The organism is Mesorhizobium sp. LCM 4577 (genome assembly GCF_001854795.2).
Taxonomy (GTDB): Bacteria; Pseudomonadota; Alphaproteobacteria; order Rhizobiales; family Rhizobiaceae; genus Mesorhizobium; species Mesorhizobium plurifarium.
Genome location: NZ_MDDU01000046.1, coordinates 68,571 through 94,675, shown reverse-complemented (window position 1 = coordinate 94,675; position 26,105 = coordinate 68,571). Strand labels below are relative to the sequence as shown.

The 26,105-nt window shown below is 65.4% G+C and carries 19 protein-coding genes; 8 read left to right on the top strand and 11 right to left on the bottom strand.

Annotation, left to right across the window (positions count from 1 at the left end; translation table 11 throughout):
* Positions 1-3: 3 nt before the first annotated feature.
* Positions 4-1,806: a chloride channel protein gene (locus LCM4577_RS27560; RefSeq protein WP_071074392.1), complete on the bottom strand. Its 1,803-nt coding sequence runs from the start codon at positions 1,804-1,806 to the stop codon at positions 4-6.
* A 170-nt stretch (positions 1,807-1,976) separates the two neighbouring features.
* Between LCM4577_RS27560 and LCM4577_RS27555 the strand changes: the two genes are divergently transcribed.
* Positions 1,977-2,405 (top strand): MarR family winged helix-turn-helix transcriptional regulator, encoded by a 429-nt coding sequence (locus tag LCM4577_RS27555; protein ID WP_040982190.1) that lies wholly within the window; start codon positions 1,977-1,979, stop codon positions 2,403-2,405.
* A gap of 48 nt (positions 2,406-2,453) precedes the next feature.
* On the opposite strand, the gene LCM4577_RS27550 is transcribed toward LCM4577_RS27555, so the two are convergent.
* Positions 2,454-6,389 carry an AsmA family protein gene (locus LCM4577_RS27550; RefSeq protein ID WP_071074243.1) on the bottom strand — a complete coding sequence of 1,312 codons (3,936 nt, stop codon included), beginning with the start codon at positions 6,387-6,389 and terminating at the stop codon, positions 2,454-2,456.
* A gap of 195 nt (positions 6,390-6,584) precedes the next feature.
* Here LCM4577_RS27550 and LCM4577_RS27545 point away from each other — a divergent pair, with 195 nt between their 5' ends.
* Positions 6,585-7,553, top strand: a complete 969-nt coding sequence (locus LCM4577_RS27545; protein ID WP_071074242.1) for a Dyp-type peroxidase — start codon at positions 6,585-6,587, stop codon at positions 7,551-7,553.
* Between the two features lie 15 nt (positions 7,554-7,568).
* Here LCM4577_RS27545 and LCM4577_RS27540 read toward each other — a convergent pair whose 3' ends face one another.
* Positions 7,569-8,984: an FAD-binding oxidoreductase gene (locus LCM4577_RS27540; RefSeq protein ID WP_071074241.1), complete on the bottom strand. Its 1,416-nt coding sequence runs from the start codon at positions 8,982-8,984 to the stop codon at positions 7,569-7,571.
* Positions 8,985-9,151: 167 nt separating this feature from the next.
* Here LCM4577_RS27540 and LCM4577_RS27535 point away from each other — a divergent pair, with 167 nt between their 5' ends.
* Together LCM4577_RS27535 and LCM4577_RS27530 are read left to right on the top strand one after the other, a co-directional pair.
* Positions 9,152-9,637, top strand: a complete 486-nt coding sequence (locus LCM4577_RS27535; RefSeq protein WP_071031741.1) for a thioesterase family protein — start codon at positions 9,152-9,154, stop codon at positions 9,635-9,637.
* Between the two features lie 146 nt (positions 9,638-9,783).
* Positions 9,784-9,981: a hypothetical protein gene (locus LCM4577_RS27530; protein ID WP_027168755.1), complete on the top strand. Its 198-nt coding sequence runs from the start codon at positions 9,784-9,786 to the stop codon at positions 9,979-9,981.
* A gap of 102 nt (positions 9,982-10,083) precedes the next feature.
* Here LCM4577_RS27530 and LCM4577_RS27525 read toward each other — a convergent pair whose 3' ends face one another.
* Positions 10,084-10,560: an Lrp/AsnC family transcriptional regulator gene (locus LCM4577_RS27525; protein ID WP_071074240.1), complete on the bottom strand. Its 477-nt coding sequence runs from the start codon at positions 10,558-10,560 to the stop codon at positions 10,084-10,086.
* An 88-nt stretch (positions 10,561-10,648) separates the two neighbouring features.
* Between LCM4577_RS27525 and LCM4577_RS27520 the strand changes: the two genes are divergently transcribed.
* On the top strand, positions 10,649-11,575 hold the full coding sequence (locus LCM4577_RS27520) for a DMT family transporter (protein WP_071031673.1): 927 nt from the start codon (positions 10,649-10,651) through the stop codon (positions 11,573-11,575).
* A 9-nt stretch (positions 11,576-11,584) separates the two neighbouring features.
* Here the strand turns inward: LCM4577_RS27520 and LCM4577_RS27515 are convergent, their stop codons facing one another.
* Positions 11,585-12,487, bottom strand: a complete 903-nt coding sequence (locus LCM4577_RS27515; protein ID WP_071074239.1) for a dienelactone hydrolase family protein — start codon at positions 12,485-12,487, stop codon at positions 11,585-11,587.
* A 212-nt stretch (positions 12,488-12,699) separates the two neighbouring features.
* On the opposite strand from LCM4577_RS27515, the gene LCM4577_RS27510 reads away from it, so the two are divergent.
* A complete protein-coding gene (locus LCM4577_RS27510; RefSeq protein ID WP_040982206.1) occupies positions 12,700-13,134 on the top strand; it encodes a hypothetical protein in 435 nt (144 codons plus the stop codon).
* 381 nt (positions 13,135-13,515) lie between these two features.
* Positions 13,516-15,588: a bifunctional diguanylate cyclase/phosphodiesterase gene (locus tag LCM4577_RS27505; RefSeq protein WP_071074391.1), complete on the top strand. Its 2,073-nt coding sequence runs from the start codon at positions 13,516-13,518 to the stop codon at positions 15,586-15,588.
* Between the two features lie 306 nt (positions 15,589-15,894).
* Here the strand turns inward: LCM4577_RS27505 and LCM4577_RS27500 are convergent, their stop codons facing one another.
* Positions 15,895-18,207, bottom strand: a complete 2,313-nt coding sequence (locus LCM4577_RS27500; protein WP_071074238.1) for a glucose/quinate/shikimate family membrane-bound PQQ-dependent dehydrogenase — start codon at positions 18,205-18,207, stop codon at positions 15,895-15,897.
* 177 nt (positions 18,208-18,384) lie between these two features.
* Here LCM4577_RS27500 and LCM4577_RS27495 point away from each other — a divergent pair, with 177 nt between their 5' ends.
* Positions 18,385-21,033, top strand: a complete 2,649-nt coding sequence (locus LCM4577_RS27495; protein ID WP_071074237.1) for an ATP-dependent helicase — start codon at positions 18,385-18,387, stop codon at positions 21,031-21,033.
* A 6-nt stretch (positions 21,034-21,039) separates the two neighbouring features.
* On the opposite strand, the gene LCM4577_RS27490 is transcribed toward LCM4577_RS27495, so the two are convergent.
* The 5 genes from LCM4577_RS27490 to LCM4577_RS27470 form a co-directional block, all read right to left on the bottom strand.
* Positions 21,040-22,086 carry an ABC transporter permease gene (locus LCM4577_RS27490; protein ID WP_041011963.1) on the bottom strand — a complete coding sequence of 349 codons (1,047 nt, stop codon included), beginning with the start codon at positions 22,084-22,086 and terminating at the stop codon, positions 21,040-21,042.
* On the bottom strand, positions 22,086-22,874 hold the full coding sequence (locus tag LCM4577_RS27485; RefSeq protein ID WP_041011964.1) for an ATP-binding cassette domain-containing protein: 789 nt from the start codon (positions 22,872-22,874) through the stop codon (positions 22,086-22,088). Before LCM4577_RS27485 ends, LCM4577_RS27490 begins: the two co-directional genes overlap by 1 nt.
* 89 nt (positions 22,875-22,963) lie before the next feature.
* Entirely contained in the window at positions 22,964-23,971 is a 1,008-nt protein-coding gene (locus LCM4577_RS27480; protein ID WP_071074236.1) for a substrate-binding domain-containing protein, read from the bottom strand.
* Positions 23,972-24,054: 83 nt separating this feature from the next.
* Positions 24,055-24,963: a sugar phosphate isomerase/epimerase gene (locus LCM4577_RS27475; protein ID WP_071074235.1), complete on the bottom strand. Its 909-nt coding sequence runs from the start codon at positions 24,961-24,963 to the stop codon at positions 24,055-24,057.
* Positions 24,960-25,991 (bottom strand): Gfo/Idh/MocA family protein, encoded by a 1,032-nt coding sequence (locus LCM4577_RS27470; RefSeq protein ID WP_071074234.1) that lies wholly within the window; start codon positions 25,989-25,991, stop codon positions 24,960-24,962. Before LCM4577_RS27470 ends, LCM4577_RS27475 begins: the two co-directional genes overlap by 4 nt.
* Positions 25,992-26,105 lie beyond the last annotated feature (114 nt).

The following is a 26,105-nucleotide window of genomic DNA, read 5'->3' as shown; positions in this document are numbered from 1 at the left end:
GGTTTAGGCCGGATCGCTGATGCTCTGTTGCGCCTTGCGCTTTGCGCCGAAGCTGAGCAAGGCGGTGCGGTCGCGCTCCTCCGCCTGCTTTTTCGATCTTACCCGCATCATGTCTTTCCAGCCGATATAGCCGATGAGCCGTTCTTCCTCGCGTGAGACGACCGGCAGGTGCGAGACATTGGCGGTGAGCAGCTTGTCGGAAAGCGCCTCCAGATATTCGTCCGGATAGGCGAGCGTGATCTTGCTGCCGGCGAGCAGTTCGCGGAGGGTGGCCTTGCGGTGCTTGCCGTTACGACGCCAGCGCAGGATCGCCGGCGGATCAATGACGCCGAGCACATGCCCCGCTTCATCGATCACCGGGAAGCTCGGGTGCCGGGTGTCCGGCGCGGTCAGGAAGCTCGCCGCGCCATGCAGCGTCATCGTCGCCGGCACGCTCTCGACCTTGGTCGTCATCACTTCCTTGACCCTGGTCAGGGCGAACGGATCGACGCGGTATTCGCGCACGAGATGATGCCCGCGCCGCGCCACTTTCTCGGTCAGGATCGAGCGCTTCATCAACAGCACGGTGACCGCATGCGCGGTAGCACAGGCCGCGATCAGCGGCACCAGAACATGCGTGTTGCCGGTGAGCTCGGTGGCGAAGAAGGTCGCGGTGAGCGGCGCGCGCATGGTGCCGCCCATGGTCGCAGCCATCGCCAGCAGCGGCCAGAAGCCGGGGCTCGCCTCGGGCAGGATGCCCGAGAGCACCGCTCCCATCGCGCCGCCCATGATGAGCAGCGGCGCCAGCACGCCGCCCGATGTTCCGGATCCCAGCGCGACTGACCAGATGACGGCCTTCACCACCAAAAGCAGCAGCGCGGCGGTCGCGACCGTGCGGCCGTCGAGCATGTTGGCGATGTTGTCGTAGCCGACGCCAAGCGCGTGCGGCTCGATCAGCCCGCCGATGCCGACCACCAGGCCGCCGATCATCGGCCACCACATCCAGTGGATCGGCAGCTTCAGGAAGGCGTCCTCGCAGGCATAGACCAATTGCGTCAGCAGTCCTGAAAGCAGCCCGGCGGCAATGCCGACCAGCACCCAGCCGCCGAGCCCGGCGATCGATGCGTCCATGGCGCCTGAGAACGGAAAGATCGGGCTCGGCATATGCAGCAGCGTGCGCTCGACCTCCGCGACGATCGCGGCGACGGCGACCGGGATGAAGCTGCGCGGCGTCCATTCGAACAGGAGCAGCTCGACGGCGAGCATGATTGCCGCGATCGGCGTGCCGAACACCGTCGTCATGCCGGCCGCCGCGCCCGCCACAAGCAGCGTCTTGCGCTCATTGTCGCTGACCGGCAGCATCTGCGCGATCAGCGAGCCGATGGCGCCGCCGGTCATGATGATCGGGCCTTCGGCRCCGAAGGGTCCGCCCGAGCCGATCGAGATCGCCGACGACAGCGGCTTCAGCACCGCGACCTTGGCGTCGAGCCGCGAGCGCCCGAGCAGGATCGCCTCGATGGCCTCGGGGATGCCGTGGCCGCGGATCTTCTCGCTGCCGAAGCGCGCCATCAGGCCGATGATCAGCGCGCCGATCACCGGCACGAGCACGGCGGCGAGCCCGAGCGGTGAGTCCTCGAGCTTGAGCTCGGCCAGCGAGAACTGGCCGAAATAGGCGATGTTGGTGGCAAGCCTGATGAGCTGCAGAAGCACGATGCCGGCAAGGAGCCCGGCGGTCGCCACCACCACGGCGATGGCCGCGATGACGAGCACGCGCGGATCGGTCGTGAAGTCGCGAAGATGGCCGTTGCCGGCGTGAGACGATTTCATTTTGGGAGCCTGAACTTTCTGGCGGCGCAATGGCCGTCCGGTTTCAGGTGGCCTCATATCGTAATACGATATAAATCTTCAAGCCGTTTTCGCGACCTGCTCCGCGTCATTTTGGACAGGGATCGCGACAACCTGTTGAGCTTTTGCGGGAAAGGACCATAAGTCGGGGAATGACGCCGTCGAAACCACGTCCCGCCATCAGCCAGGCCGACTACCAGCGGCTGTCACAGTTCCGTTACCTGATCCGCCGCTTTCTCGAATTCAGCCAGGTCCAGGCCAATGAGGCGGGCCTCACGCCGCGCCAGCACCAGGCGCTGCTGGCGATCAAGGGATTTCCAAGCGGCGGGCCGGTGGCGGTGGGCGATCTCGCTGAGCGGCTGCGCATCCGCCACCACAGCGCGGTGGAGCTGGTGAACCGCCTTGCCGAGGCAGGCCTGGTCATCCGCGATCAGGACAAGAGCGATCACCGTCGCGTCCTGCTGCAGCTCACCCCTTTGGCCGACGATCGCCTGGCCGAATTGTCGGCCGCGCATCTCGACGAACTGTCGCGCATAGAGCCGATGCTGCGGCGTCTGCTCTCGCGCCAGGAAGAGTCCTAGGCGCGCGCCGGCGCATCTGGGTCAGCTCCGCTATGCGCGGCGTAAAACTCAACCGCCGTCGAGCGACTTCAACAGATTGTCGATCGTGAACGGGTTGGCCTTGGGCTTCACCGGCGCAGGGGGCGAACCGTCGTTGACGCCGGGCAGCGATCCGTCGACCTTCCGCGCTTGCTCGGCCGCCTTGCGTGCTGCTTCCAGCTTCGCCTGTTCCGCCTTCTTGCGGTCGGCCTCGGCCTGCGCTTTGGCCGCTTCGTCCGCGGCCCGCTGCTCGGCCTCCGCCTTCGCCTGTGCATCGGCCTTGGCCTTGGCGTCCGCTTCGGCCTGCGCCCTGGCGTCGGCTTCCGCCTTGGCCCTCGCCTCTTCGTCGGCCTTGGCCTTGGCCTTTGCCTCGGCTTCCGCCTGTGCCTGCGCTTCCGCTTCGGCCTTCGCCCTGGCTTCCGCCTCGGCCTTCTGCCGAGCCTCTTCCTCTTGCCGGCGCAGCTCCTCGGCCGCCCTGTCGCGCTCCGTCTGCAGCGCCGCGTAATAGCGCACCTCGCGCCGCAGCCGCTGCTTTTCGAGCAGCGCCGCCTGCATCGCCTCGACCCGCTGCTGTTCCTTCTCCAGGGCACGCTGTGTCAGGAACTGCGCCAGCGGACCGCTGTCGAATTGGGGCGCGGTCGCCCCTAGCGGGCCGGCCAGGCTGAAATTGACGGCAGGCTCCGAGCCCACCAAAGCCTCGTCGCCGGGACGATAGGTCAGCGCCCCCTTCGCCGTGACGGTGCTCGTGTTGAGATCGGCGGTGACGTCGGCGGACAAGGTAGCGCCGGGATTGTCGAGGCTGATCGGCGGCGCCCGCAGCGTGCCGTTGGCGACGGTGAAGGCCACATCCGTATCGCCGGCGGCGAAGCTGCCCTCGCCGACGATCCGCGGCGCGAACTCCGYGGTCTTGGCCGTGTCGATATCGCGTCCGATCGCGTCGGCCTTGGCGATGATGGCGCCAAAGCCGTCCGGATTGATACCGTCCACTTTCAATGCCTTCAGCGCCGCTGTGCCCGACCCGGAGAGAGCCGCGATCATGGCGTCGACCGATTTGCCGCTGGTCGACAGCGCCGCCGAAAGATCGCCGCTGCCGCCGATGCCGGCGCCCGGCAGGACGGCGGAAAGATCGCTGCCGGCCAACCTCATCTGGCCGGAGAACAGGCCAGTGCCCTCGGTGTTCTTCAGGTCGAACAGGCCGGTCACGTCGCCGCCATAGAGCTTCGCCTTGAGGTCGGAGACATGGATGCCTTCGCGGTCGAGCTTCAGCGAGAATGAAGCGTCATGCGCCGTCGCGAACGGCCCGACGGCGAGCGCCGAGGTGTTGAGATCGAGGTCGGCGTTGAAAGGAAGGGTCGACTTCTGACTGAACGGCGTCGTCGGCCACCGGCCCTTGGCGGGAGCGAAGGACTGGTCGCCGAACAGCGAGACCGCCAGCGGATCGAGGTCGAGTTCGTCGAGCGCCAGCGCCCCCGCAAGATGCGGCAGCCCATCCTTGGCATCGATGTTGATGTCGCCGGAGACCGCCGCCTTGTTGATCGAACCGGTGAGGCCGCTCAGCACCAGGAGCCCGTTGCCGAAATCGGCATCGGCCGCCAGCGACGTCGACGTGCCCGTTCCCATCCCCGGCAAGCCTACCCCCGTCGTCATCAGCCACGGCTCGATATCGGCGGCGTCGAGATTGACCTTGCCCTTGGCGGTGGCGCCTTGCGCCGTCTCGGCGACGGTTCCGTCGAAGCTTGCCCTGAAATCGTCGGCCGTCAGGTTAAAGCTGGTCGCGAGACCGCCGGCGACCGAGCCCTTCGCCGAGATGTCGGTGTTGGCGTGGCCGAGCATGCCGAGCGGCAGCGCCGGCAGCCCGTAAAGCGCAAGCAGCGTGGTGGCATTGTCGTTGCGGGCGTTGAAGGTGATCGACACCGGCGCCTCGGAGAGCTTGTCCGTGGTCCCCTTGCCGGAAAGCGAAGCCGAGAAGGCCGAGCCGCCCGCCTTGCCCTGGGCCGAGAGCGCCAGGCCCGTGGTGCCGTCGCCATTGTCGGCGGCGCTGGTCAAGAGATCGATGCGCGCGTCCTGGAACAGTTCGGGATAGGCCGCCGCGCGGCCGGCCAGGCCTTTGAGCACGCCATTGTCGGGATAATGCTGAGCCGCGACATCGATCAGCGGCTTCAGATCCACCGCCACCACGGAAGCATTGAGCTTGCCGGTCGGGCTTTGCGGAAAATCCTTGATCCGGCCCGTGGCGCTGATCGAGGCGCCAGCCAGGCCACCGATCGAAAGCCGGTCGATCTCGAGCAAGCCCTCGCGCAGCCGCAGCGCCGTGTCGACGGTGTCGGCGCTCAAGCCGCCCGCGCTGACCGGCCCCGCCTTGATCTGGAAATCGAGATCGCGATCCGAAAAGCGGTTGGCGCCCTTGTCGCTGATGAAGATCGAGGCGAAGGCCGCGAGCCCGTCCAGGTCCATCTCGCCGCCGGTGAGCCGCATCAGCACCGATGGCCTGGCGCCGTCCGGTTGGCTGGAATCGATGCTGCCCGAGAATTTCGCCTTGCCGAGGATGAGTTCGAGATCGCTGAAGGACTGCCGGTTCTCGCTGAGATCGACCTTGGCCTTGAAGCCGGCCGCAGGCAGCCGGCGGATCGCCTCGTCGACATCCTTCGACAGCCAGGCAGCAAAGCCGGAAGGCTGCCCGACGGCGAGCAGCAACGAGCCGGTGAAGCCGAAATGGTCCTCGACGCTCAACATGCCGTCGGCTTCGAGCGTCGTGCGGCCCGGCAGCGTAGCGGCAAGCGACTTGAGCGACCAGCCTCCTTCGACCGGCTCAGCCGACAGCCGCACGTCACGCACCGTCGTGTCGCCCGCCACCACCGCCGGCAGCCTGACCTCGAGCGTCCCTGGTATCGTCGGCTTCGGCATGTGCTGCAGCGTCTGCTCGAAGGCAGCGATGCGCTGGTCGAGCGTGAAGCCTGAGCCGGTGGCTCCACCTACTGCCTCGTCGAACTGGACCTGCGCCCCGCTGGCTTCGACCGCGAAATGCGGCTTCAGGCCGAGATCGACCGAGGCCTTGCCGTCGGCGGTATAGGGATTGTCGAGCGGGCCGGTCTCGAAGCGGAACTCCTCGACATCGAGCTTCTGGTGGTCGAGCGCGAACTTGCCGTTCAGTCGGAAGCCCGGATCGGGCTTGCCGGTGCTGATCTTGACCGGCTCGCCGTCATTGCCGCGCAGCTCGGCCGAGTTTTTGTCCGCACCCGAGATCTTGAACTGGCCGGAATAGACCGCCGCGCCCTTGACGATGCCGGCATTGCCGTCGGCTTCGACGATCAGCGGATAGGCATCGGGATCGGCCTTCAGCCTGAGCCGCATCTGGCCGTCCGGTTCCACCTTGCCGGTCGAGGCCGAGACATCGGTGCGCAGGCCGTCGAAGCGTAGCGTTCCGTCCATGCGCCATGGACCGGTGAGCGCCTTGGCCGAAATGGTCGAGTTGATCTCCGAGATCAGATGGCTGCGCCCGCCGGCGGCGTGGCGAAGCTCGATCTGCCCCTCGGTCACCGATAGCTTCTCGATGGCGATCTGGCCGGGGTTGAAGGGCGTCGACGGCCGGATCGCCCAGTCAACGGTGCCGTTGCCGGCGACATCGATGATAGCTCTGGGGTGCACCAGCCGCATGTCGAAGATCAGCACCTCGCCGCGCAGGAACGGCGCGAGCTCCGCGTCCATGGAAAAGGTCTCGACCGTCATCGCCGGCTTGCCTTCCGGCCCGCCCGCGACCTCGACATTCGAGAAGGTCACCGACGGAAACGGCAGCAGCCGCGCCGTCGCATCGCCCTTCACCGTCACCTTGCGGCCGAGGATGGCACTGGCCTCACGCTCGAAATCGCCCCGGTAACCCGTCCAGTCGATGAAATACGGCACCACCAGCGCCGCGCACAGCACCAGCACGAACAGGCCACCGAAGATCACGAACAGGCGGGCGAGCATCTGTTTCCCGGGTTGAAAGTCAGCCGCACTCTACCCGCATCCGCGTGTCGATAAAGAGGCAATTCGGCGCCCGGCGGCCGCCAACCTCTCCAGTTGCACGATCGCTCGCGGTCAGGATATCTCTTTTCCCGATCCCTGCCCTTCCGGCCGCATCCCTGGCCGCCACAGATCTGAACCCAACACGGAGCGTTCCCGATGTCAGGCAAGAACTGGGACAGAGTGCCGATCGATGCGCAAAGCGTCGACGCTCCGCTGTCGACGGCCGCGATTTTCCTTGTCGTCACGGTCGCCAGCGACAAGGCCGCGCTTTCGACCGCCGCCTCGGTGCTGGGCGAGCTCGATGATCTCGTCAAGAATGTCGGCTTCCGCGACCTGTCGGGCCGGCTGTCCTGCATCGCCGGCATCGGCGCCGGGCTCTGGAACCGCCTGTCGCCCAGCCGGCGGCCGCGCGAGCTGAAACCCTTCGCGCCGATCGAGGGACCGGCGCATTCGGCGCCCTCGACGCCGGGCGATCTGCTGTTCCACATCCGCGCCGAGCGGCGCGACATGTGCTTCGAGCTCGAACGCATCCTGTTGGACGCCCTTGGCGCCAGCGTGACCGTCGCCGACGAAGTGTCCGGCTTTCGCTATTTCGACGCGCGCGATCTTCTGGGCTTCGTCGACGGCACCGCCAATCCGACCGGCCTCGACCTGCCCGCCTCCGCATTGGTCGGCGACGAGGACAGCGACTTTGCCGGCGGCAGTTACGTCGTCGTGCAGAAATACCTGCACAACATGGCGGCCTGGAAGGAAACGCCGACCCATGTCCAGGAAGAGATCATCGGCCGCACCAAGATCGACAACATCGAGATCGATGACGACGACAAGCCGCGCAAGTCGCACAAGTCGCTGGCCACCATCGAGGACGACGCCGGCAACGAATACGATATCCTGCGCGACAACATGCCGTTCGGCCGCCCGGGGCAGAACGAGTTCGGCACCTATTTCATCGGCTACACGCGCTATCTGTGGGTGATCGAGAAGATGCTGCAGCGCATGTATGTCGGCGAGCCGCCCGGCGCCTATGACCGGCTGCTCGACTTCTCCACGCCRCACACCGGCACGACCTTCTTCGCGCCGACGCGGCCCATGCTGCAGAAGCTGGTCGAAGGCGTGGGAGAATAGCCGCCGGCCAGCGTATCAGCCCGCCGCCGGCAAAATCTTGCCCGGATTCATGATGTTCAGCGGATCGAGCGCCTGCTTGATCATGCGCATGACGTCGACGCCATGGCCGAGCTCGTGGCGCAGGAAGCCGACCTTGCCCTGGCCGATGCCATGCTCGCCCGTGCAGGTGCCTTCCATGGCGATGGCGCGCATGTTGAGACGGGCGACAAATTTTTCCGCAAGCGCGATCTCGGCCGGGTTGTCGACGTCCATCAGCACCAGCACATGGAAATTGCCGTCGCCGGCATGGCCGACGATCGGCGCGATAAGTCCCATCTCAGCAATGTCGGCCTCGGTTTCGGTGACGCATTCGGCAAGCCGCGAGATCGGCACGCAGACATCGGTCGACAGCCCCTTGGCGCCGGGACGCAGCGTCAGCGACGACCAATAGGCGTCGTGGCGCGCCTTCCAGAGCTTCGTCCGCTCTTCCGCGACGCTRGTCCACAGAAACGGCCCTCCGCCGTTCTCCTCGGCGATCATCCCGAACGTCTCGGCCTGCTCGGCCACGCCCGCGTCGCTGCCGTGGAACTCGACGAACAGGCACGGGCTCTCCGGATAGTCGAGCTTGGAATAATTCTTCATCGCCCGCATCTGCAGCGCGTTGACGAGCTCGATACGCGCCACCGAAATGCCCATCTGGATCGTCGCGATCACCGTGTTGCAGGCCGCCTCCAGGCTCGGGAACGGGCAGACGCCGCCCGAGATCGCCTGCGGAATGCCCTGCAGCCTCAGCGTCAGCGATGTGATGACGCCGAGCGTGCCTTCCGAGCCGACCAGAAGCCGCGTCAAGTCGTAGCCGGCCGAGCTTTTCTTCGCCCGCTTGCCGGTGGTCACCGTCTCGCCGTCGGCCATGACCGCGGTCAGCGACAGCACGTTCTCGCGCATCGTGCCGTAGCGCACCGCGTTGGTGCCGGAAGCCCTGGTCGCCGCCATGCCGCCGAGCGAGGCATTGGCGCCCGGATCGATCGGAAAGAACAGGCCGGTGTCGCGCAGGTGCCGGTTGAGGTCCTCGCGCGTCACCCCGGGCTCGACGGTGCAGTCGAGGTCCTGCGGATTGACGGCCAGGATTCGGTTCATGCGCGACGTGTCGATGGAGATGCCGCCGCCCGGCGCGTTGGTGTGGCCCTCGAGCGAGGAACCGACGCCGAAGGCGATGACCGGCGCACGGTGGGCGGCGCAGGCACGCACGATCTCCTGCACGTCCGCCTCCGTTTCGACGAAAGCGACGCCGTCCGGCGCCTGGGTCGGGATATAGGTGGTGGTGTGCGCGTGCTGGCCGCGTATCGCCGCGCCGGTCTGGAAGCGCTCGCCGAAGCGCTGCTTGAGTATGCCGAGCACCGCGGCGATGCCTTCCTCATTGCGTTCGACGGGGTTGAGGTCGCTCAAAGCCATGAATTCCTCCGCGAATGGACCAGCGGCCACTCTTGTTATGCAGCTATGGATGATGCCTAAAGCAATTCGAGGAAAAGTGCCAAGCGGTTAGGCTAGGCGACTTTTTGCGCCAGAACGACGAGAATCTCAGCAGCCACGCCCTGCCCAGCGACGATCAAGGAAAAGCAATGACGATCCCCGCACCCATCCTGTCCCGCCCGTTGGCGATCGAGAAGGACTGGATCGACTATAATGGCCACCTCAACATGGCCTATTACAACGTGCTGTTCGATCGCGGCACCGACGAAGCGTTCGCGATGATGGGAGTGGACGCAAGCTATACCAAGGAACGCCGCCTCAGCGTCTACACCGCGGAAGTCCATGTCTGCTACGTGCGTGAGCTGCATCTTCACGACACGGTCAAGGTCTCGTTCCAGCTCATCGATCATGACGACAAGCGGTTGAGGACCTATCAGGAAATCCGCCACGTCGACGGCTGGCTCGCCGCCACGTCGGAAACGCTGTCGCTGCATGTCGACATGGAAGGACCGAAGGTCGCGCCCTTCCCCGCCGACGTGATGGACAAGCTGGAGGCCGTGCGCGCTGCCCATGCGACGCTGCCCATGCCCGAGCGCGCCGGCCGCTCGATCGGCATCAAGCGCAAGAGCGCTTGAAAACCCGCACGCCCGCGTTAACCTTACCAAGGTTTTAACGTGAACAAGTCAGTTGAGTCCGTTGAACGACTCACCGGCGCGTTCGAAAACCGCCGTACCGGGTTTGCGCACGGGGCGGCTGGCGGAATGCGGTGCGAGGACAGTGCATGAAAACCGACATCAAGGTCGAAGTGGAGCGCTTGGCGGCCGATCCACGCATCACCGACTATGATTTCTGGCGATCGTTGAAGAACGTCAACAACGAGATCTTCCACATCGCCAACAACAACGAACCGATCCCGTTCGACATGATCCGCTGGCGCGCGATTCTGAAGCAGGCGCGCATGAAGCGTGGCCACGCCTGAAGCATGTCTCCCGAAAGTGGGAACCGGTTTCCGGGATGAAGACATGCGTGAAATCAAGAACCTAAAGCGCATGCGGCGAATTTGAAAGATCGCGACGCGCTGTCACTTCTGCCTGAAGGCGCCCAGCGGCGAACGCGGCTCGACCGGTGACGACTGGATGATGGCGGTGTTGGTCATCGCGTAGGGAATGATCCGGTCGATCACGCGCTCGAGCTCGCTCACCGAGCCGACATGAGCGAGCGCGATGAAGCAGTCCTCGCCGGTCACCCGGTCGCATTGCGCGATTTCCGGCAGCTCGCGGATGATGTCCGCCACCACGGAAAGCTGCCCCGGCACCGGCCTGATTCTGAGCCATGCCGACAGCTTCATGCCGAGAGCGGCCGGATTGATCCTGACCGTATAGGCCTCGATCACGCCGTTTTCCTGCAGCTTGCGGATGCGCTCCGCCACGCTCGGCGCCGACAGCCCGACGGCGCGCGCCAGCTCCGCCGTGCTGATGCGCGCATCCTTTTCCAGGAGCCGCAGGACCTTCAGATCGATCGCGTCCAGGTCGACATTTTCACTTCGAAGGTTTTTCAAGCCGAATTTCTTCCATCACAAAGCCGAAGCGCCACCTGGCCATTCATTGCCTATATAGTCGGCGGGTTTCGCCTGCGATAATGCCCGCATGAAAGCTCAAACGCAAATTCCAACTGCAAACCCGGCCAGCGGTGATACCGAAGCGCGCTCCGCCGGCCCCACCGCACTTGCCGGAATGGCCGACGCGTTGCCGCCGCACGTCTGGTTCTGCGTCAGCGCCGTGTTCCATTATCTCGGGCCGGCCTTCGCCGTGCTGCTCTTCGCTCAGGTCGGCGTGCTCGGCATGGCTTGGCTGCGCATCGCCACCGCCGCCCTCATCTTCGCCCCTTTGACCAAGCCCTGGCGCGTCTTCGCGCGCGCCGATCGCGACCGGCGACTGCTGCTGCTGGCCTTCGGCATCTGCCTGGCGGTGATGAACTGCTCGTTCTATCTGGCGCTCGACCGCCTGCCCATCTCGCTGGTGGCGGCGATCGAATTCGTCGGCACGATCGCCGTCGCGCTGGTCGGCCTGCGCAGCCGGCGCAACTTTGCGGCGCTCGCTGTTGCCGTCGCCGGCACATTGCTTCTCATCGACGTGAAATGGTCGAGCGATCCGGTCGGCCTGTTCTGGGCGTTTTTGAATGGCGCCCTGTTCGTCGGCTACATCGTGATCGGTCACCGCGTCGCGCAGGCAGGCCTCGGCATCGCCGGCCTCGGCGCCGCGATGACGGTCGCATTCCTCGTCGTATTGCCCGTCGGCTTTCGCGAGGCGCAGCCTGCCTTCTCATCGCCGCAACTGCTCGCGGCTGCGATCGGCGTCGGCGTCTGCTCCTCAGTCATCCCCTATATCTGCGACCAGCTCGCCATGGCGCGCCTGCCGCGCGCGAGCTTCGCTCTGATGCTGTCTCTGCTGCCGCTCACGGCAACGCTGATCGGCGTGATCGTACTGCGCCAGGTGCCGGGCGTCACCGACTGCCTTGGCGTCGCTCTGGTGATCACCGGCGTTGCCATGCATAAGCCGGCGGCAAATGCGTGAATTGTTCGACTAGGCGAGCTTCTCTTTGAGAAACGCCACCGTCCGGCCCCAGGCGAGATCGGCGGCCTTCTTGTCATAGCGCGCGGCCGACGTGTCGTTGTTGAAGGCGTGGTTGGCGCCCTCATAGACATAGACCTTGTATTCGACATGCGCGGCGTCCAAGGCCTTCTTATAGGCATCGATGCCGGCATTGGTGYGCGTATCGAGCCCGGCATAATGAAGGAGCAGCGGCGCCTTGATCTTCGCGGCGTCCTCGGCCCTGGGCTGCATGCCGTAATAGGCGACGCCGGCGCTGAGGTCGGGCRCATGGACGGCAAGCTGGTTGACCGCGCCGCCGCCCCAGCAGAAGCCGACCGCCCCGACCTTGCCGTTGCCGTCCTTGAGGCTCTTGAGGTAGGCGACCGTCGCCACGCCGTCGGCCGCGACCTGAGCAGCATCGAGCTTGCTGAACATGTCGCGTGCCTTGTCCTCGTCGGAAGGCGTGCCGCCAAGCGGCGACAGGAAGTCCGGCGCCAGCGCGACGAATCCCTCCAGCGTCACGCGCCGGGTGACATCGCGGATATGCGGGTTCAGTCCCCGGTTCTCGTGGATGACGATGACGGTGCCGAGCTTGCCCTGCTGGTCGGCCGGCTTGACCAGATAGGCTTTCATCTCACCGCTCGAGCCGGGATATGTGATGTCCTCGCCCTTAACGCGGCTGTCGTCCTCGGCGACGATCGCCGCCTGGGCCGAGTTGGCCGCCAGCATCGGAGCGATCGCGGCCGCCGCGGCGCCCGAGCCCGCCAGCTTCGTCAGTTGCTCCATGAAGCGGCGGCGGTCGAGCGTCAGATGGGTGTATTCGTCATAGGCATCGATCATCGCCTGCGTGATGACAGGCTGCATAGTGACGGGCTTGGCAACGGGTTCGGTCATGGCTCTCCTCGACGACAATGGGGGACGATTCCGCGGATCGACGCGCAAGATAGGGTCAAGATCCATACGGTCCAGCACGCGCGGATGACGATTCGGAGAGCTTCGGTTCGCCCATCACATTTTGGTCATTTCCGAAAGCCTTGATGGTGCTGTCACATTAGGCGTCGAAGCTGCCCAGGCGGCTTTGATCCGAACGACGAAAGGGGAATCCCATGAACGTCCAGGACATCATCAACACCGTTGCCTCGAAGGCCGGCCTCGACGAGCCGACCACCGAGAAGGTTGTCGGCACCATCTTTTCCGTGCTGGAGCACGAGGCGGAAGGCACCAGCGTTTCATCCTTCTTCGACCAGATCCCCGGCGCCGGCGCGCTGGCCCAGAAATATGACGTGATGGCCGCCGGCGCGGCCAATTCGGGCGGCGGCCTTTTGTCGTCGCTGCAAGGGGCGCTTGGCGGCGTGCTCGGCGAAAAGGCCGGCGCCCTGATCAACGGCGTCGCCGCCCTCAAGGCCTCGGGCCTCGACATGGCGCAAATCCGTCAGGCCGGCGAGACCCTGATCAAGCAGGCCGAGGCCGCCGCCGGGCCTGACCTGACCAATCAGGTGCTGGACCAGGTGCCCAGCCTGCGGGGCCATCTCGGACTCTAAGGCATTCCGCACCGGTCTTGCCGGATCAGCCCATTCGGCGACCAGACTGATTGCCTGCGTCCGGAGGCGGATCGCACGGGAAATCCACCGGGCGCGACCAGGAATATCGATATTTTAGAACTACCGTACATGCTCCGGAAACCATGCTCATGGCTTCCGAGGCTCCCGTTAATTGCCATTAACCACCTATTAGAAGTTGCATACGATTGTGCTGATTGAACTATCGGTATCCGCATTGGGGGCGGCTGCCTTTCATCGCCTGTGTCAAACCCCTCGCCCGGATATGGCAATCGGCCGTTCGCGCTGACGGACGCCGGGCGGCCGCTTGATGAGGCAAGAAGGTCCGGCACCTCCGAAAACATAGAGGGCTATCCGGCCATGATGCGCGTCATCTCCTGCGTGACGGTCGACCATAATTTATGGCTCGTCCTCGTCGCGGCGCTGGTCTGCGCTGCGGGCTGCTGGGCGACCATCAGGCTCTTCCTGCGGGCGCATGAGGCCGAGGGGCTGCAGCAGGTCGGCTGGCATTTCCTGACCTCGGTCTGCGCCGGATCATCGATCTGGTGCACGCATTTCATCGCCATGCTGGCTTACGATCCCGGCGCCCCGATCACCTTCGACCCGGTGCTGACGATCGCCTCGCTCTTCATTGCCATCACTGGCACGGCCGCCGGCTTCATCGCGGCGACGACCCACGCTCCGCGCAGTGCCCCGATCGTCGGAGGCGTCATCGTCGGCCTGGCGATTTCCGGCATGCACTACACCGGCATGGCCGCCTATCATGTCGACGGCATCGTCGAATGGAACACGACCTATATTGCCGCCTCTGTCCTGCTCTCCGTGGTCTTTGCCTGCCTCGCCGTCAGCGTCGCCCTGAACGAACGGTTGTCCGGCCGCAACTATTGGGCCGCGGCCGTCCTGGTGCTGGCCATCGTCAGCCTGCATTTCACCGCAATGGCGGCGGTGCAGGTGACGCCGTTGGTGACGCGCGGGGCCGCCACCGATTCGCTGGCCTTGCATGCGATGGGGCTCGGCGTCGCCGTTGCCGGCCTGATCATCATCGGCACAGGCCTTGCCAGCTATCTGATCGACGACCGGACGCGCACGGAGGCCTTTCAACGCCTGCATCATCTGGCGATGAACGACACGCTGACCGGCCTGCCCAACCGCGCCAACTTCAACGATCATCTCGACCGCGAGATCGACCGCGCCGGCGAACTTGGCGGCAAGGTCGCGGTGGTCGGCATCGATCTCAACCGCTTCAAGGAGATCAACGACATCTGGGGTCATGGCGCCGGCGACCAGACCTTGAAGGATCTGGCCGAGCGCATGGGCGCGCTGCTGCAGGAAGGCGAATTCGTCGCCCGTCTCGGCGGCGACGAGTTCGCCGGCGTCAAGCGTATGAAGAGCCAATCGGACCTTGTCGATTTCATTTCGCGCCTTGAAGCGGCGCTCTTCGCGCCGGTCAGGATCGGCGATATCGAGACCGCCACCGGCGCCAGCCTCGGCGTCGCCATCTACCCCAATGACGCGCACAACCGCGAGACGCTGGTCAACAATGCCGACCTCGCCATGTATCGCGCCAAGGCGAACATAACGCAGAACGTCTGCTTCTATGAGCAGGCCATGGACGAGGCCATCCGTGCCAACCGGACTTTAGCCAACGACCTGCGCGACGCTGTCGAGAACAGCCAGCTCGACCTGCACTATCAGGTCCAGACGTCGGTCTCGACCGGCGACATCCGCGGCTATGAGGCGCTGCTGCGCTGGAAGCATCCGACCAGGGGCAACATTTCCCCGGCCGAGTTCATTCCGCTGGCCGAGGAGAACGGGCTCATCCTGCCGCTCGGCGAATGGGTGCTGCGCACCGCCTGCGCCAAGGCCGCCTCTTGGGATCATCCTTACAAGGTCGCGGTCAATCTCTCTCCGGTCCAGTTCGCTCATGCCGACCTGCCGAAGCTCGTCCACGAGATCCTGCTCGAGACCGGGCTCAAGCCGAGCCGGCTGGAGCTCGAGATCACCGAAACCACCATCATCGCCGACAAGATCCGCACCTTGAACATCCTGCGGCGGATCAAGGCGCTGGGGGTCACCATCGCCATCGACGATTTCGGCACCGGTTATTCCTCGCTGGAGACGCTGCGCGCCTTCCCGTTCGACAAGATCAAGCTCGATCGTTCTTTCATGTCCGAGGTCGAAACCAGCCCGCAGGCCAAGGCCATCATCCGCGCCGTCCTGGCGCTCGGCCAGAGCCTGCACATCCCGGTGCTTGCCGAAGGCGTCGAGACGCACAGCCAATTGTCGATCCTGCGCGCCGAAGGCTGCAACGAGGCGCAAGGTTTCCTGCTCGGCCGTCCGGCGCCCTTCGGCGAGATTTTCGCGCTGATGCATAACCAGGAGATTGGCGGCGCCGCAAACCGGCAGGCCGTCCGACAGGCTGTTGCTGTTGCATAGCTGAAACCTCCGCGCCGTCGTCATCCACGGGCGGAGCAAGGAGCGAAGCGACGCGGCGCAGACCCGAGGATCCATGCCGTGACGCCGAGGCGTTGCGACGGTCCAGAATTTCCGCACCGCTGCACCCTTCGGTCGATGTAACGGAATGGATCCTCGGGTCTTCGCTCCGCTTCGCGTCGCTCCGCCCGTGGATGACGACGTCGCGGAGGCTTCGGCCGATCTCCAGCATATGCGGAACAAATGGCTGGACGCTTATGGGGCCGGAAGCGCAAGAAACCACCGTTTGCAGACCGGCCCCACCTGAATTTATTTGGGCAGCGTATAGGCCATCACGTAGTCACCCGGCTTGGTGCCGACCGAGCCATGCCCGCCGGCGACGATGACGACGAACTGGCGGCCGTCGGCGACCGTATAGGTCATCGGCGTCGCCTGGCCGCCGGCCGGCAGCCGCGCCTGCCAGAGCTGCCGGCCGGTGGTGAGGTCGTAGGCGCGCAGATAGTCGTCGACCGCCGCGCCCAGGAAAGCGACGCCGCCCGCCGTGATCATCGGCCCGCCAATGCCCGGAACGCCGACCTTGAGCGGCAGCGGCAGCGGCGTCATGTCGTAGACCGTGCCGTTGCGGTGCTTGTAGGCGATGTTGCCCGTCTTGAGGTCGACGCCGGCGACATAGCCCCAGGGCGGCGCCTGGCAGGGGATGCCGAGCGGCGACAGGAACGGCCCCATCACCACCGYGTAAGGCGCGCCCTCGTTGCGGTTCAGTCCCTGCTCGCTGCCCTTGGTGTCGCCCGGCGGCGGCACGTCCGCGCGCGGGACCAGCTTGGACGTGAACGCCAGGTAGGTCGGCATGCCGAACATCACCTGCCGCACCGGGTCGACCGCGACGCCGCCCCAGTTGAAGACGCCGAAATTGCCCGGATAAACCAGCGAGCCCTGCAGCGAGGGCGGCGTGTAGCGCCCCTCATAGCGCAGTCGCTTCAGTTCGATCCGGCACGCCAGCTGGTCGAACATGGTGATGCCCCACATGTCGGCGTCGGTCAGCGGTTTCGGATTGAAGGAGAGATCAGAGGCCGGTTGCGTCGCCGAGGCCTGGTCGCCCTCGATCGCGCCGCCGGGCGCCGGCACTTCCTTCACCGGAATGATCGGCTCGCCGGTGCGCCGGTCGAGCACGTAGAGGTCGCCCTGCTTGGTCGGCCCGACCAGCGCCGGCACGACGCCGTTCGCCGTCGTGATGTCGACCAGCGACGGCTGCGCCGGCACGTCCATGTCCCACAGATCGTGATGCACGGTCTGCCGCACCCAGCGCAATTGCCCGGTGTTGAGATCGAGCGCGGTGATCGAGGACGAGAACTTCTCGACATTGGCGCTGCGGCCCATGCCGAGCTGGTCCGGCGTCTGGTTGCCGAGCGGCACGTAAAGCAGTCCGAGCTTCTCGTCGGCGCTCGCCGTCGACCACATGTTGGGCGAGTTGTGGGTGTAGGTTTGCCCGGCGGGCAGCGGCGTCGTCACATCCGGATTGCCGGAATCCCAGTTCCACAGCAGCGCGCCGGTGTCGACGTCGAAGGCGCGGATGACGCCGGACGGCTCCTCGGTCGAGTAATTGTCGTTGACCGCGCCGCCGACGATGATCTTGCCGGCGACGATAAGCGGCGCCGAGGTCGAATAGTAATAGCCGGACTTCGGATAGGGCATGTTGGCCATCAGGTTCAGCGTGCCACCCTCGGCGAAGGATGGGCACACCTGCCCGTTCGCGGCGTCGAGCGCGATCAGGCGGGCGTCCGACGTCGGCAGGTAGACGCGCTGCGCGCAGGGCTGGCCGGCGGCGATCTTGGCGTCGGCATAGTAGGACACGCCGCGGCAGGTCTGGTGCTGGCGGTTGTTGTCGAGCTTGATCTTCGGATCGTAGCGCCATTTTTCCTTGCCGCTCGCGGCATCGATGGCGATGGCGAAATTATGCGGTGTGCAGATGAAGAGCGCATCGCCCACCTTTAGCGGCGTCACCTGATAGGTCGTTTCGCCGATGTCGTCGGGACCCTTCACGTCGCCGGTGCGATAGGTCCAGGCCGGCTGCAGCTTGGCGACATTGTCCGGCGTGATCTGGTCGAGTGGCGAATAGCGCTGCCCGAAAGGCGTGCGGCCGTAGAAGTGCCACTCGCCGGCCGGCATGTCGCCGCCGAGATTGGCCGCCGCCGCCACCTTTTCGGTGCCGAGCGTGCCGCCGACGTCGTGAGGATCGGCGGTCATCGAATAGCCGGCGACCGCCAGCGAGGCGAGCACGGCCAGGATCAGCGGCGCGCGTCCGTCCGGCCCCCGCAGACCTCGCCTTGCCCATGGCGTCAAAAGCCAAAGCGCCACGAGCACGATGACGCCGCCGCGCGGACCGAGCTGCCACCAGTCGAAGCCGATTTCCCAGACCGCCCAGCACAGAGTGGCGAGCACGAACAGCRCATAGAGCCAGAGCGAGGTCGACCGGCRCCTGAAAAGCAGCCAGGCGGTGATCAGGAAGACCAGGCCGGCGATCAGATAGTACCAGCTGCCTCCCAGCACCGCGAGCCAGATGCCGCCGCCGCCGAGAATGAGACCGATGAGGAAGAGGACGAGGGAGGTGATGGTGACAGCCAAGACGGTGCTCCTTCGACTGTTGCGCGCTTACGGCGTCTTCCGGGGACGGCAATCCCTGCCCTGCCGGCAGCTTTCCCTCACCCGCTCCGGCTGTCAAGTTGGGGCCGGACACGCGAAACTAGAACAAAACGTAGACAGTTCTGGTCTTTCGCTCCCGAATCACTACATTCGGGAGCGATGTCGGGCTTTTCCGAGGACATGCCTTTTTTCGATGAACCGAATGCGCGGCCCGCGGCGGCCCCATCCGGCATAGCCGCGCGCGCCATGGCCGCCCGCAGCGGCCAGAACGGCGCGCCCGATTATCTGAAGGGCCTGAACCCGGAACAGCGGCTCGCCGTCGAAACGACCGAAGGCCCGGTTCTGGTGCTGGCCGGCGCCGGCACCGGCAAGACGCGGGTGCTCACCACGCGCATAGCCCACATCCTTGCCACCGGCAGGGCCTTCCCCTCGCAGATCCTGGCCGTCACCTTCACCAACAAGGCCGCGCGCGAGATGAAGCAGCGCATCGGCCACCTGATCGGTGAAGGCAATGTCGAAGGCATGCCCTGGCTCGGCACTTTCCACTCGATCGGCGTCAAGCTTCTGCGCCGTCACGCCGAGCTTGCCGGGCTGAAATCCGATTTCACCATTCTCGACACCGACGACGTGGTGCGGCTGATCAAGCAGCTGATCCAGGCCGAAGGGCTGGACGACAAGCGCTGGCCGGCCAAGACCTTCGCCCAGATGCTCGACAACTGGAAGAACAAGGGCCTCGGCCCCGATGAGATTCCGGAAGGCGATGCGCGCAGCTTCGGCAACGGCAAGGGCCGCCAGCTCTACAAAGCCTATCAGGAACGGCTGCAGACGCTGAACTCCTGCGACTTCGGCGACCTGCTCTATCACCCGATCCGCATCTTCCGCGCCTATTCGGACGTGCTGAAGGAGTATCACCGCAAGTTCAAATACATCCTGGTCGACGAGTACCAGGACACCAACACCGCGCAATACATGTGGCTAAGGCTTCTGGCGCAGCGGCCAAATGCGGGACGCTCTGCGAGTTCGCATTCGGCCGAAGGCCGCAAGCCCGACCGGGCGTCCGAGCCATTGCGAGGCCCTAGCGGAGGGCCCGCGCCGGCAGGCGCGGAACAGCCCGTGAGCGTAAATATTTGCTGCGTCGGCGACGACGACCAGTCGATCTATGGCTGGCGCGGCGCCGAGGTCGACAACATCCTGCGCTTCGACAAGGATTTCCCGGGCGCCACCATCATCCGCCTGGAGCGCAACTACCGCTCCACCGCGCACATCCTGGGCGCCGCCTCTCACCTCATCGCCCACAATGAGGGCCGCTTCGGCAAGACGCTGTTCACCGATCGCGACGACCCCGAGGACGACAAGGTGCATGTCCATGCCGCCTGGGATTCGGAGGAAGAGGCCAGGGCCATCGGCGACGCCATCGAGGCCTATCAGCGGCAGAAGCACAATCTGAACGACATGGCGATTCTGGTGCGCGCGTCCTTCCAGATGCGCGCCTTCGAAGACCGCTTCATCACGCTGGGCCTCAACTACCGCGTCATCGGCGGCCCGCGTTTCTACGAGCGCTTGGAAATCCGCGATGCGCTGGCCTTCTTCCGCGTCGTCGCCAACGGCGGCGACGACCTCGCCTTCGAGCGTATCGTCAACGTGCCGAAGCGTGGGCTTGGCGAGGCCACCATCCGCCAGATCCACGACACGGCGCGCGCCATGCGCGTCCCGATGCTGGAGGCCGCCGCCACGCTTGCCGAAAGCGACGAGCTCAAGCCGAAGCCGCGCGCGGCATTGCGTGAGGTCGCCGCCAATTTCGAGCGCTGGCAGAAGGCGCTGGAAACCACCCCGCACACCGAGCTCGCCGAGACCATCCTGGAGGAGAGCGGCTACACCGACATGTGGAAGAACGACCGCTCGGCGGATTCGCCTGGCCGGCTGGAGAACCTCAAGGAACTGATCCGCTCCATGGAGGAGTATGAATCGCTGCGCTCCTTCCTAGAGCATGTCGCTCTCGTCATGGATGCCGAGCAGAATGCCGAACAGGATGCCGTCTCGATCATGACGCTGCATTCGGCCAAGGGCCTCGAATTCGAGACCGTCTTCCTCCCCGGCTGGGAGGAAGGCCTGTTCCCGCACCAGCGCGCGCTGGATGAAGGCGGCCGCTCCGGCCTGGAGGAAGAGCGCCGGCTCGCCTATGTCGGCCTGACGCGGGCGAAAAAGAACCTGCACATCTGGTTCGTCTCGAACCGCCTGATCCACGGCCTGTGGCAATCGACGATCCCGTCGCGCTTCCTCGATGAACTGCCGGAAACCCATGTCGACGTCGCGGACGGCGGCAACTCCTATGGCGGCTACGGCAATCCCTATGGCGGCGGCTCATTCGCCTCCGGGCGCGGCGGCGGTGGCGGCCGGCAAAACCCCTATGGCGCCTCGCGCTTCGACAATATCGGCGCCAAGGACCAGGGCAGCTTCTCCAACACCTATGCTACGCCCGGCTGGCAGCGCGCGCAGGCCAACCGCACCGAGGCGACCGACCGCAACTGGGGCACCCGCTCCGGCCACCAGGTCGAGCGCATCGGCTATGGCGAAACCGACTCAGGCTACGGCGCCGGCCGCACCTCGGTGAAAGGCCGCACCATCGAGGGCGAACTGGTCGCCAAATCCGTCGCCGACACGCCGTCCGCCTTCAATGTCGGCGACCGCGTCTTCCACCAGAAATTCGGCAACGGCAACATCGCGGCCATCGACGGCAACAAGCTCACCATCGATTTCGACAAGGCTGGGCAAAAGCGCGTGCTGGACGGGTTTGTCGCGCCGGTGTGACCCTCCTCACCTGTACCTTGCCTGGTTCCACTTATGGCCGAGCAGCGACAGGATGATGATCAGCCCGTTGAAGAACTGGACGTAGAAGCCGCTAAGGCCCGCTGCCACGACGCCGGTTTGGATGAACGACACCGTGACCGCGCCGATCGCGCCGCCGACGACGGTGCCGATGCCGCCCCAGGTCGGCGTGCCGCCGACGAACACCGAGGCCAGCACGGGCAAAAGATAGCCGTCGCCCGCCGTCGGCCACCAGGTGAAGTTGATCATCACCGAGAAGGTGCCGGCGATGGCGGCGCCGATACCGACGAAGACGAACACCTTCACCCGCACCCACTTGACGTCGATGCCCATCTGTTTGGCGCTGTCGGGGTTATCGCCGACCACCTTCACCTGCGCGCCAAAGCGGTGCCGGTTGAAGAGCAGCGCCGAGAACACGACGAAGGCGATCGCCCAGAAGATCTGCACCGGAATGCCCCAGATTTGGCTGGAGAAGATCCTGTAGGCTGCGCTGTCGGCCAGATTGGTCAGCGCCGTCGACTTGCCCTCGTTGATGATCTGGATCAGGCCGCGCAGCAGGAAGTTCATGCCGAGCGTGGCGATCAGCGACGACAGCCCGCCATAGACGACCAGCGAACCGACCAGGAAGCCGAGCAGCGTGCCGGTGACGAGCGCGGCCGCGATGCCGACGAACGGATCGTAGCCGGCCTGCACCACCAGYGCGAAGACCCAGGAGGCGAAACCCATCGTCGCCGGGAACGACAGGTCGATCTCGCCGCAGGTGACGACGAAGACCAGCGGCACCACCACGAACAGCGCCACGGGAAGCGTCGTCAGCACCGAGCTATAGAGATACCAGGTGGTGAAGACGGTTGGGTTGGCGATCATGAAGACCGCCATCATCACGATGAACACCGCGAGCGTGCCGAGCGCTGCGCGGTTGTCGAGGACGAAGCCGCGCAGCCAGTGATTGGACGGATGGCTCCATTCCTTGGTGGCCTGGCCACTTGTCCTTCCCAGAGGAGTCTCCAGATCGGGTTCCATGGCTTTGCTCATCAGGCTCTCTGCTCCGCGTCCTCGTGCAGCCCGGGCAAGCCGCCGGGATGCGCCACGTCTTCCATGAAGTTGATGAGGTCTTCGGCCGACTTGACCTCGGTGCGGTCGGCGGTCAGCGCCACCTTGCCGCGGTCGAGCACCACGAAACGGTCGGCGATGTCGAAGACATGGTGGATGTTGTGGCCGATGAACAGGATCGAGCGGCCGCTCGCCCGCACCTGGCGCACAAAGTGGAACACCTTGGCGGTCTCGGTCAGCGACAGCGCGGTCGTCGGCTCGTCGAGGATGATCAGCTCAGCCTGCTTGTAGATGGCGCGCGCGATGGCCACGCCCTGCCGCTCGCCGCCCGAAAGCTGGCCGACGATCGAGTGCGGCGTGAAGACCTTCGAGGTGAAGCCGATCTCGCGCATCAGCCGGCTCGCCTCCTCGATCTCCTTGCCGACCTTCARCCAGCCGAGAAAGCTGGTGAGCTCGCGGCCCATGAAGATGTTGCGCACGATCGTCTGCTGCACGGCCAAAGCGCGATCCTGAAATACGGTCTCGATGCCGGCGTCGCGCGAGCGCGCCGCGCTCCATCCGCTGACCGGCTTGCCGCGCACCAGGATCTCGCCGCTGGTCGGCTTGACCACGCCGGACAGGATCTTGATCAGCGTCGACTTGCCGGCGCCGTTGTCGCCGATCAGCCCGACAACCTCGCCACGATCAACGCTGAGGTTGACGCCGCCCAGCGCATAGACCTGGCCGTAGGATTTCTTGATGTCGCGCAGTTCGATGATGCGTTCGCTCATGCGATCCTCGCTTGAATTGCCTGTTCTGCCAGCCTCTGTCTGCCAGCGGTCCCGCCGGCCGGGTTGGGTCCGGCCGGCGGCCTGGGAGGTCAGCGCAGTGCCTGCTTGGCGAGCTCTGAGACGATCTCATAGTTCTGCGGCGTGACGAAGCCGGCGCCGGTGTCCACATTCATCGGGGCCAGCCCCAGCACCACCTGCTGGCAGAGGCTCAAGATGGGCAGGTAGCCCTGCAGGAACGGCTGCTGGTCGGCCGTCAGTTGCACCCAGCCGCCCTTGAAGGCCTCGACGATCTGCGGGCTGGTGTCGAAGCCGAAATTGAAGATGTCGCCAGGCTTCCTGCCCGCCGCCTGCATGTAGGTGGCGACATTGCCGAGCATCTGGCCGCCGGGATAACCGACCGCCTTGACGCCGGGATTGTTGAGCAGCGCGGCAGTGATCGGCGGGATCGCGAGATTGGGATCGGCTGCCCATTCGGTTTGTGAATTGATCTGAATGACATCGACGCCGGCCTCCTTCAGCGCGGCGACCGTCCCGCGCTCGCGCGCGCCGCGGCTCTCGTTCTCGAACGGGCCGATCATGATCGCCTTGTCGCCGGCCTTCAGCCCGGCCAGCTTGAACGCCTCGGCGCCGAGCGCGCGCCCCTGCTGCTCCTGCTGCGCGCCGACATAACCGCCCCCGAACGCCGCCACCACGGTCGGCACCGGCACGTTCTGGTACATCATCTTGATGCCGTCCCTATGCGCCTGTTCGGCCAGCGGCATGATCGCCGCGTCGCCCGGATGGCCCATCATGGCGATGCCCTGGGGCTTGACGGCGACCGCCTCGCGCAACTGCTGCACCATCTTTTCGACGTCCCAACCGGAAAAGATGTAGTCGACCTTCGGCCCGAGATCGGCCGCTGCCTGCTTGGCGCCATTGTAGACGATGGTGCCGAAGGCGTCGCCCTCGGCGCCGCCGACGAAGAAGCGGATATGCACGTCCTTGCACCATTGCGCGTCAAGCGCCTGTGCCGGCAGAGTGGAGATCGAGGCGCAGAGCGCCGTGGCGGCCGCCACGACGGTCGAGCGCAGAACAGTCCTTCTGGTCGTGATGCTCATGCACGTTCCTCCCTTTTGGTCCCTCGCGATCAAGGGTTTTCGACAATGATTTGGATGGGCCGGCTCCTCCCGCCGGCCGGCACTCAGACCGGATTGGGCAGGTAGCTGTTCCCTCCCCGGCATTGCTTCAGATAATCCAGCGCCCGCGCCTGGCCGGTGATCTCCAGATCGCCGCGATAGACCGGGTCGTGCCAGCCCTCGATGTCGATGGCGCCCTTGTAGCCAGCCAGCCGCAACTCGCTGATCACCCGCGTCCAGTCGCTGTCGCCGAAACCCGGCGTGCGCATCTGCACGAAAGGCAGGCGTCCGAACACGCCATGCTCGCGGATCACGTCCCAGCGCACGGTCGCGTCCTTGCCGTGGACGTGGAAGATGCGCGGCGCCCATTTGCGGATCTGCGGGATCGGGTCGATGAGGTAGACGAGCTGGTGGCAGGGCTCCCATTCGAGCCCGAGATTGTCGTTGGGCAACTCGTTGAACATCAGCTCCCAGGCGTCCGGGTTATGCGCGATGTTCCAGTCGCCGCTCGCCCAGTTGCCGTCCATGGCGCAGTTCTCGAACGCAATGCGCACGCCCTTGTCGGCGGCACGTCTGGCCAGCGGTCCCCACACCTCGCGGAAGCGCGGCAGGCTGTCGGTCAGCTTCTTGCCGCGCAGGCGGCCGGTGAAGCCGCAGACCATGGACGTGCCGAACAGATGCGCGTTGTCGATCACCGTCTCCCAGGCTTGGAGTACGCCGCGATCGACCTCGCCGCCTTCCAGCGGATTGCCGAACACGCCGATCGACGACACGGTGACGTCGGCATCGCCGATCGCTTCGCGGACTTCGCCCGCCAGGCGCTTCAGGTCCTTGCCGCCCAGCGTCTGCCAGAAGAAAGGCTGGATGCTCTCGAAGCCGAGCGGCAGGATCTCTCTGACATAGGCGGCCGGATCGTCGAGATTGGCCCGCACCATGGTGCCGATCCTGATATCGAGAAGCGGGTTTGGCATCATTGTGCTTCCTTGGCGATTGCCACGCGCCGCCCGCTCTCCGCGCTCTCGATCGCGCCGAAGACCATGGCGAGGCTTTTGATGTTGTCGGCGCCGCGGGTCTCCGGCTCGGTGCCGGTCTCGATCGCGCGCATGAAATCCTGGATGATGCCGAGATGGCCGCCGACGCGGTCGGCCGGGTCGAGCGCCGGCACCTCGATGGCTTCCGTCTTGTCGATGATGCCGTCGCGGCCGGACGCAACCACCTCCGCCTTCAGCCCGTCATGGCCGTCCCACAACAGGCTGCCGCGCTCGGCGACGATGCGCCAACTGCCCTCCCAACTCGTGCGGAAGCCGTCGGCGCACCAGGAGCCGGCATAGGTGAAAACCTTGCCGCCGCCGAGGTCGAAAACGGCGCTGGCCGACGAGCCCTGCCGGTACCAGGAATTGGCCGGCTCCCATTCCTGGCAATAGACGCTGGCYGGCTCGCCGGCGACCATGTAGCGCGCGGCGTCGAAGGTGTGGATCGCCATGTCGAGCAACAGCACGTGGCGCATCTCCTCGCGAAAGCCGCCGAAATGCGGCGCGATGAAGAAATCGGCATGGATGCTGGTCGGCTGACCGATGGCGCCCGAGTCCAGAAACCGCCTGATCCGCCGGACATTGGCGACATAGCGCCGATTCTGCACGACCGCATGGATGCGGCCGGCGCGGCGTGCCGCATCGATAATGGCCAGCGCATTCTCGGGGCTGTCGGCCAACGGCTTCTCAGTGAGCAGGTGGCAATGATGGGCAAAGGCCGAAAGCGCCACCTCGCGGCGGGCCGCTGGAACCACAACATCGAACACGGCGTCGGGCTTCGTCTCGTCGAGCACGGCTTCAACGCTGGTTCCGATGACGGCGTTGCTGAGATCGTATTCGCGCGCCCTCGTCTGCGCTCGGTCGGCGTCGAGATCGACAAGGCCGGCAATCGCGAGCCCGTCGATCTGCCTTGCGGCATCGAGCCACTGCCTGCTCATGGCTCCGCACCCGACCAGGACGACCTTCATCATCCAGCGCTCCTCCTCGCTCGGCCCCTCCAGTCCGAGTGTCACGGCATTTCCGGCATCACCGTAAACGTTTTTCCGTAAACGTTTACGAGAACACACCCGATGCCTTAAAATGTC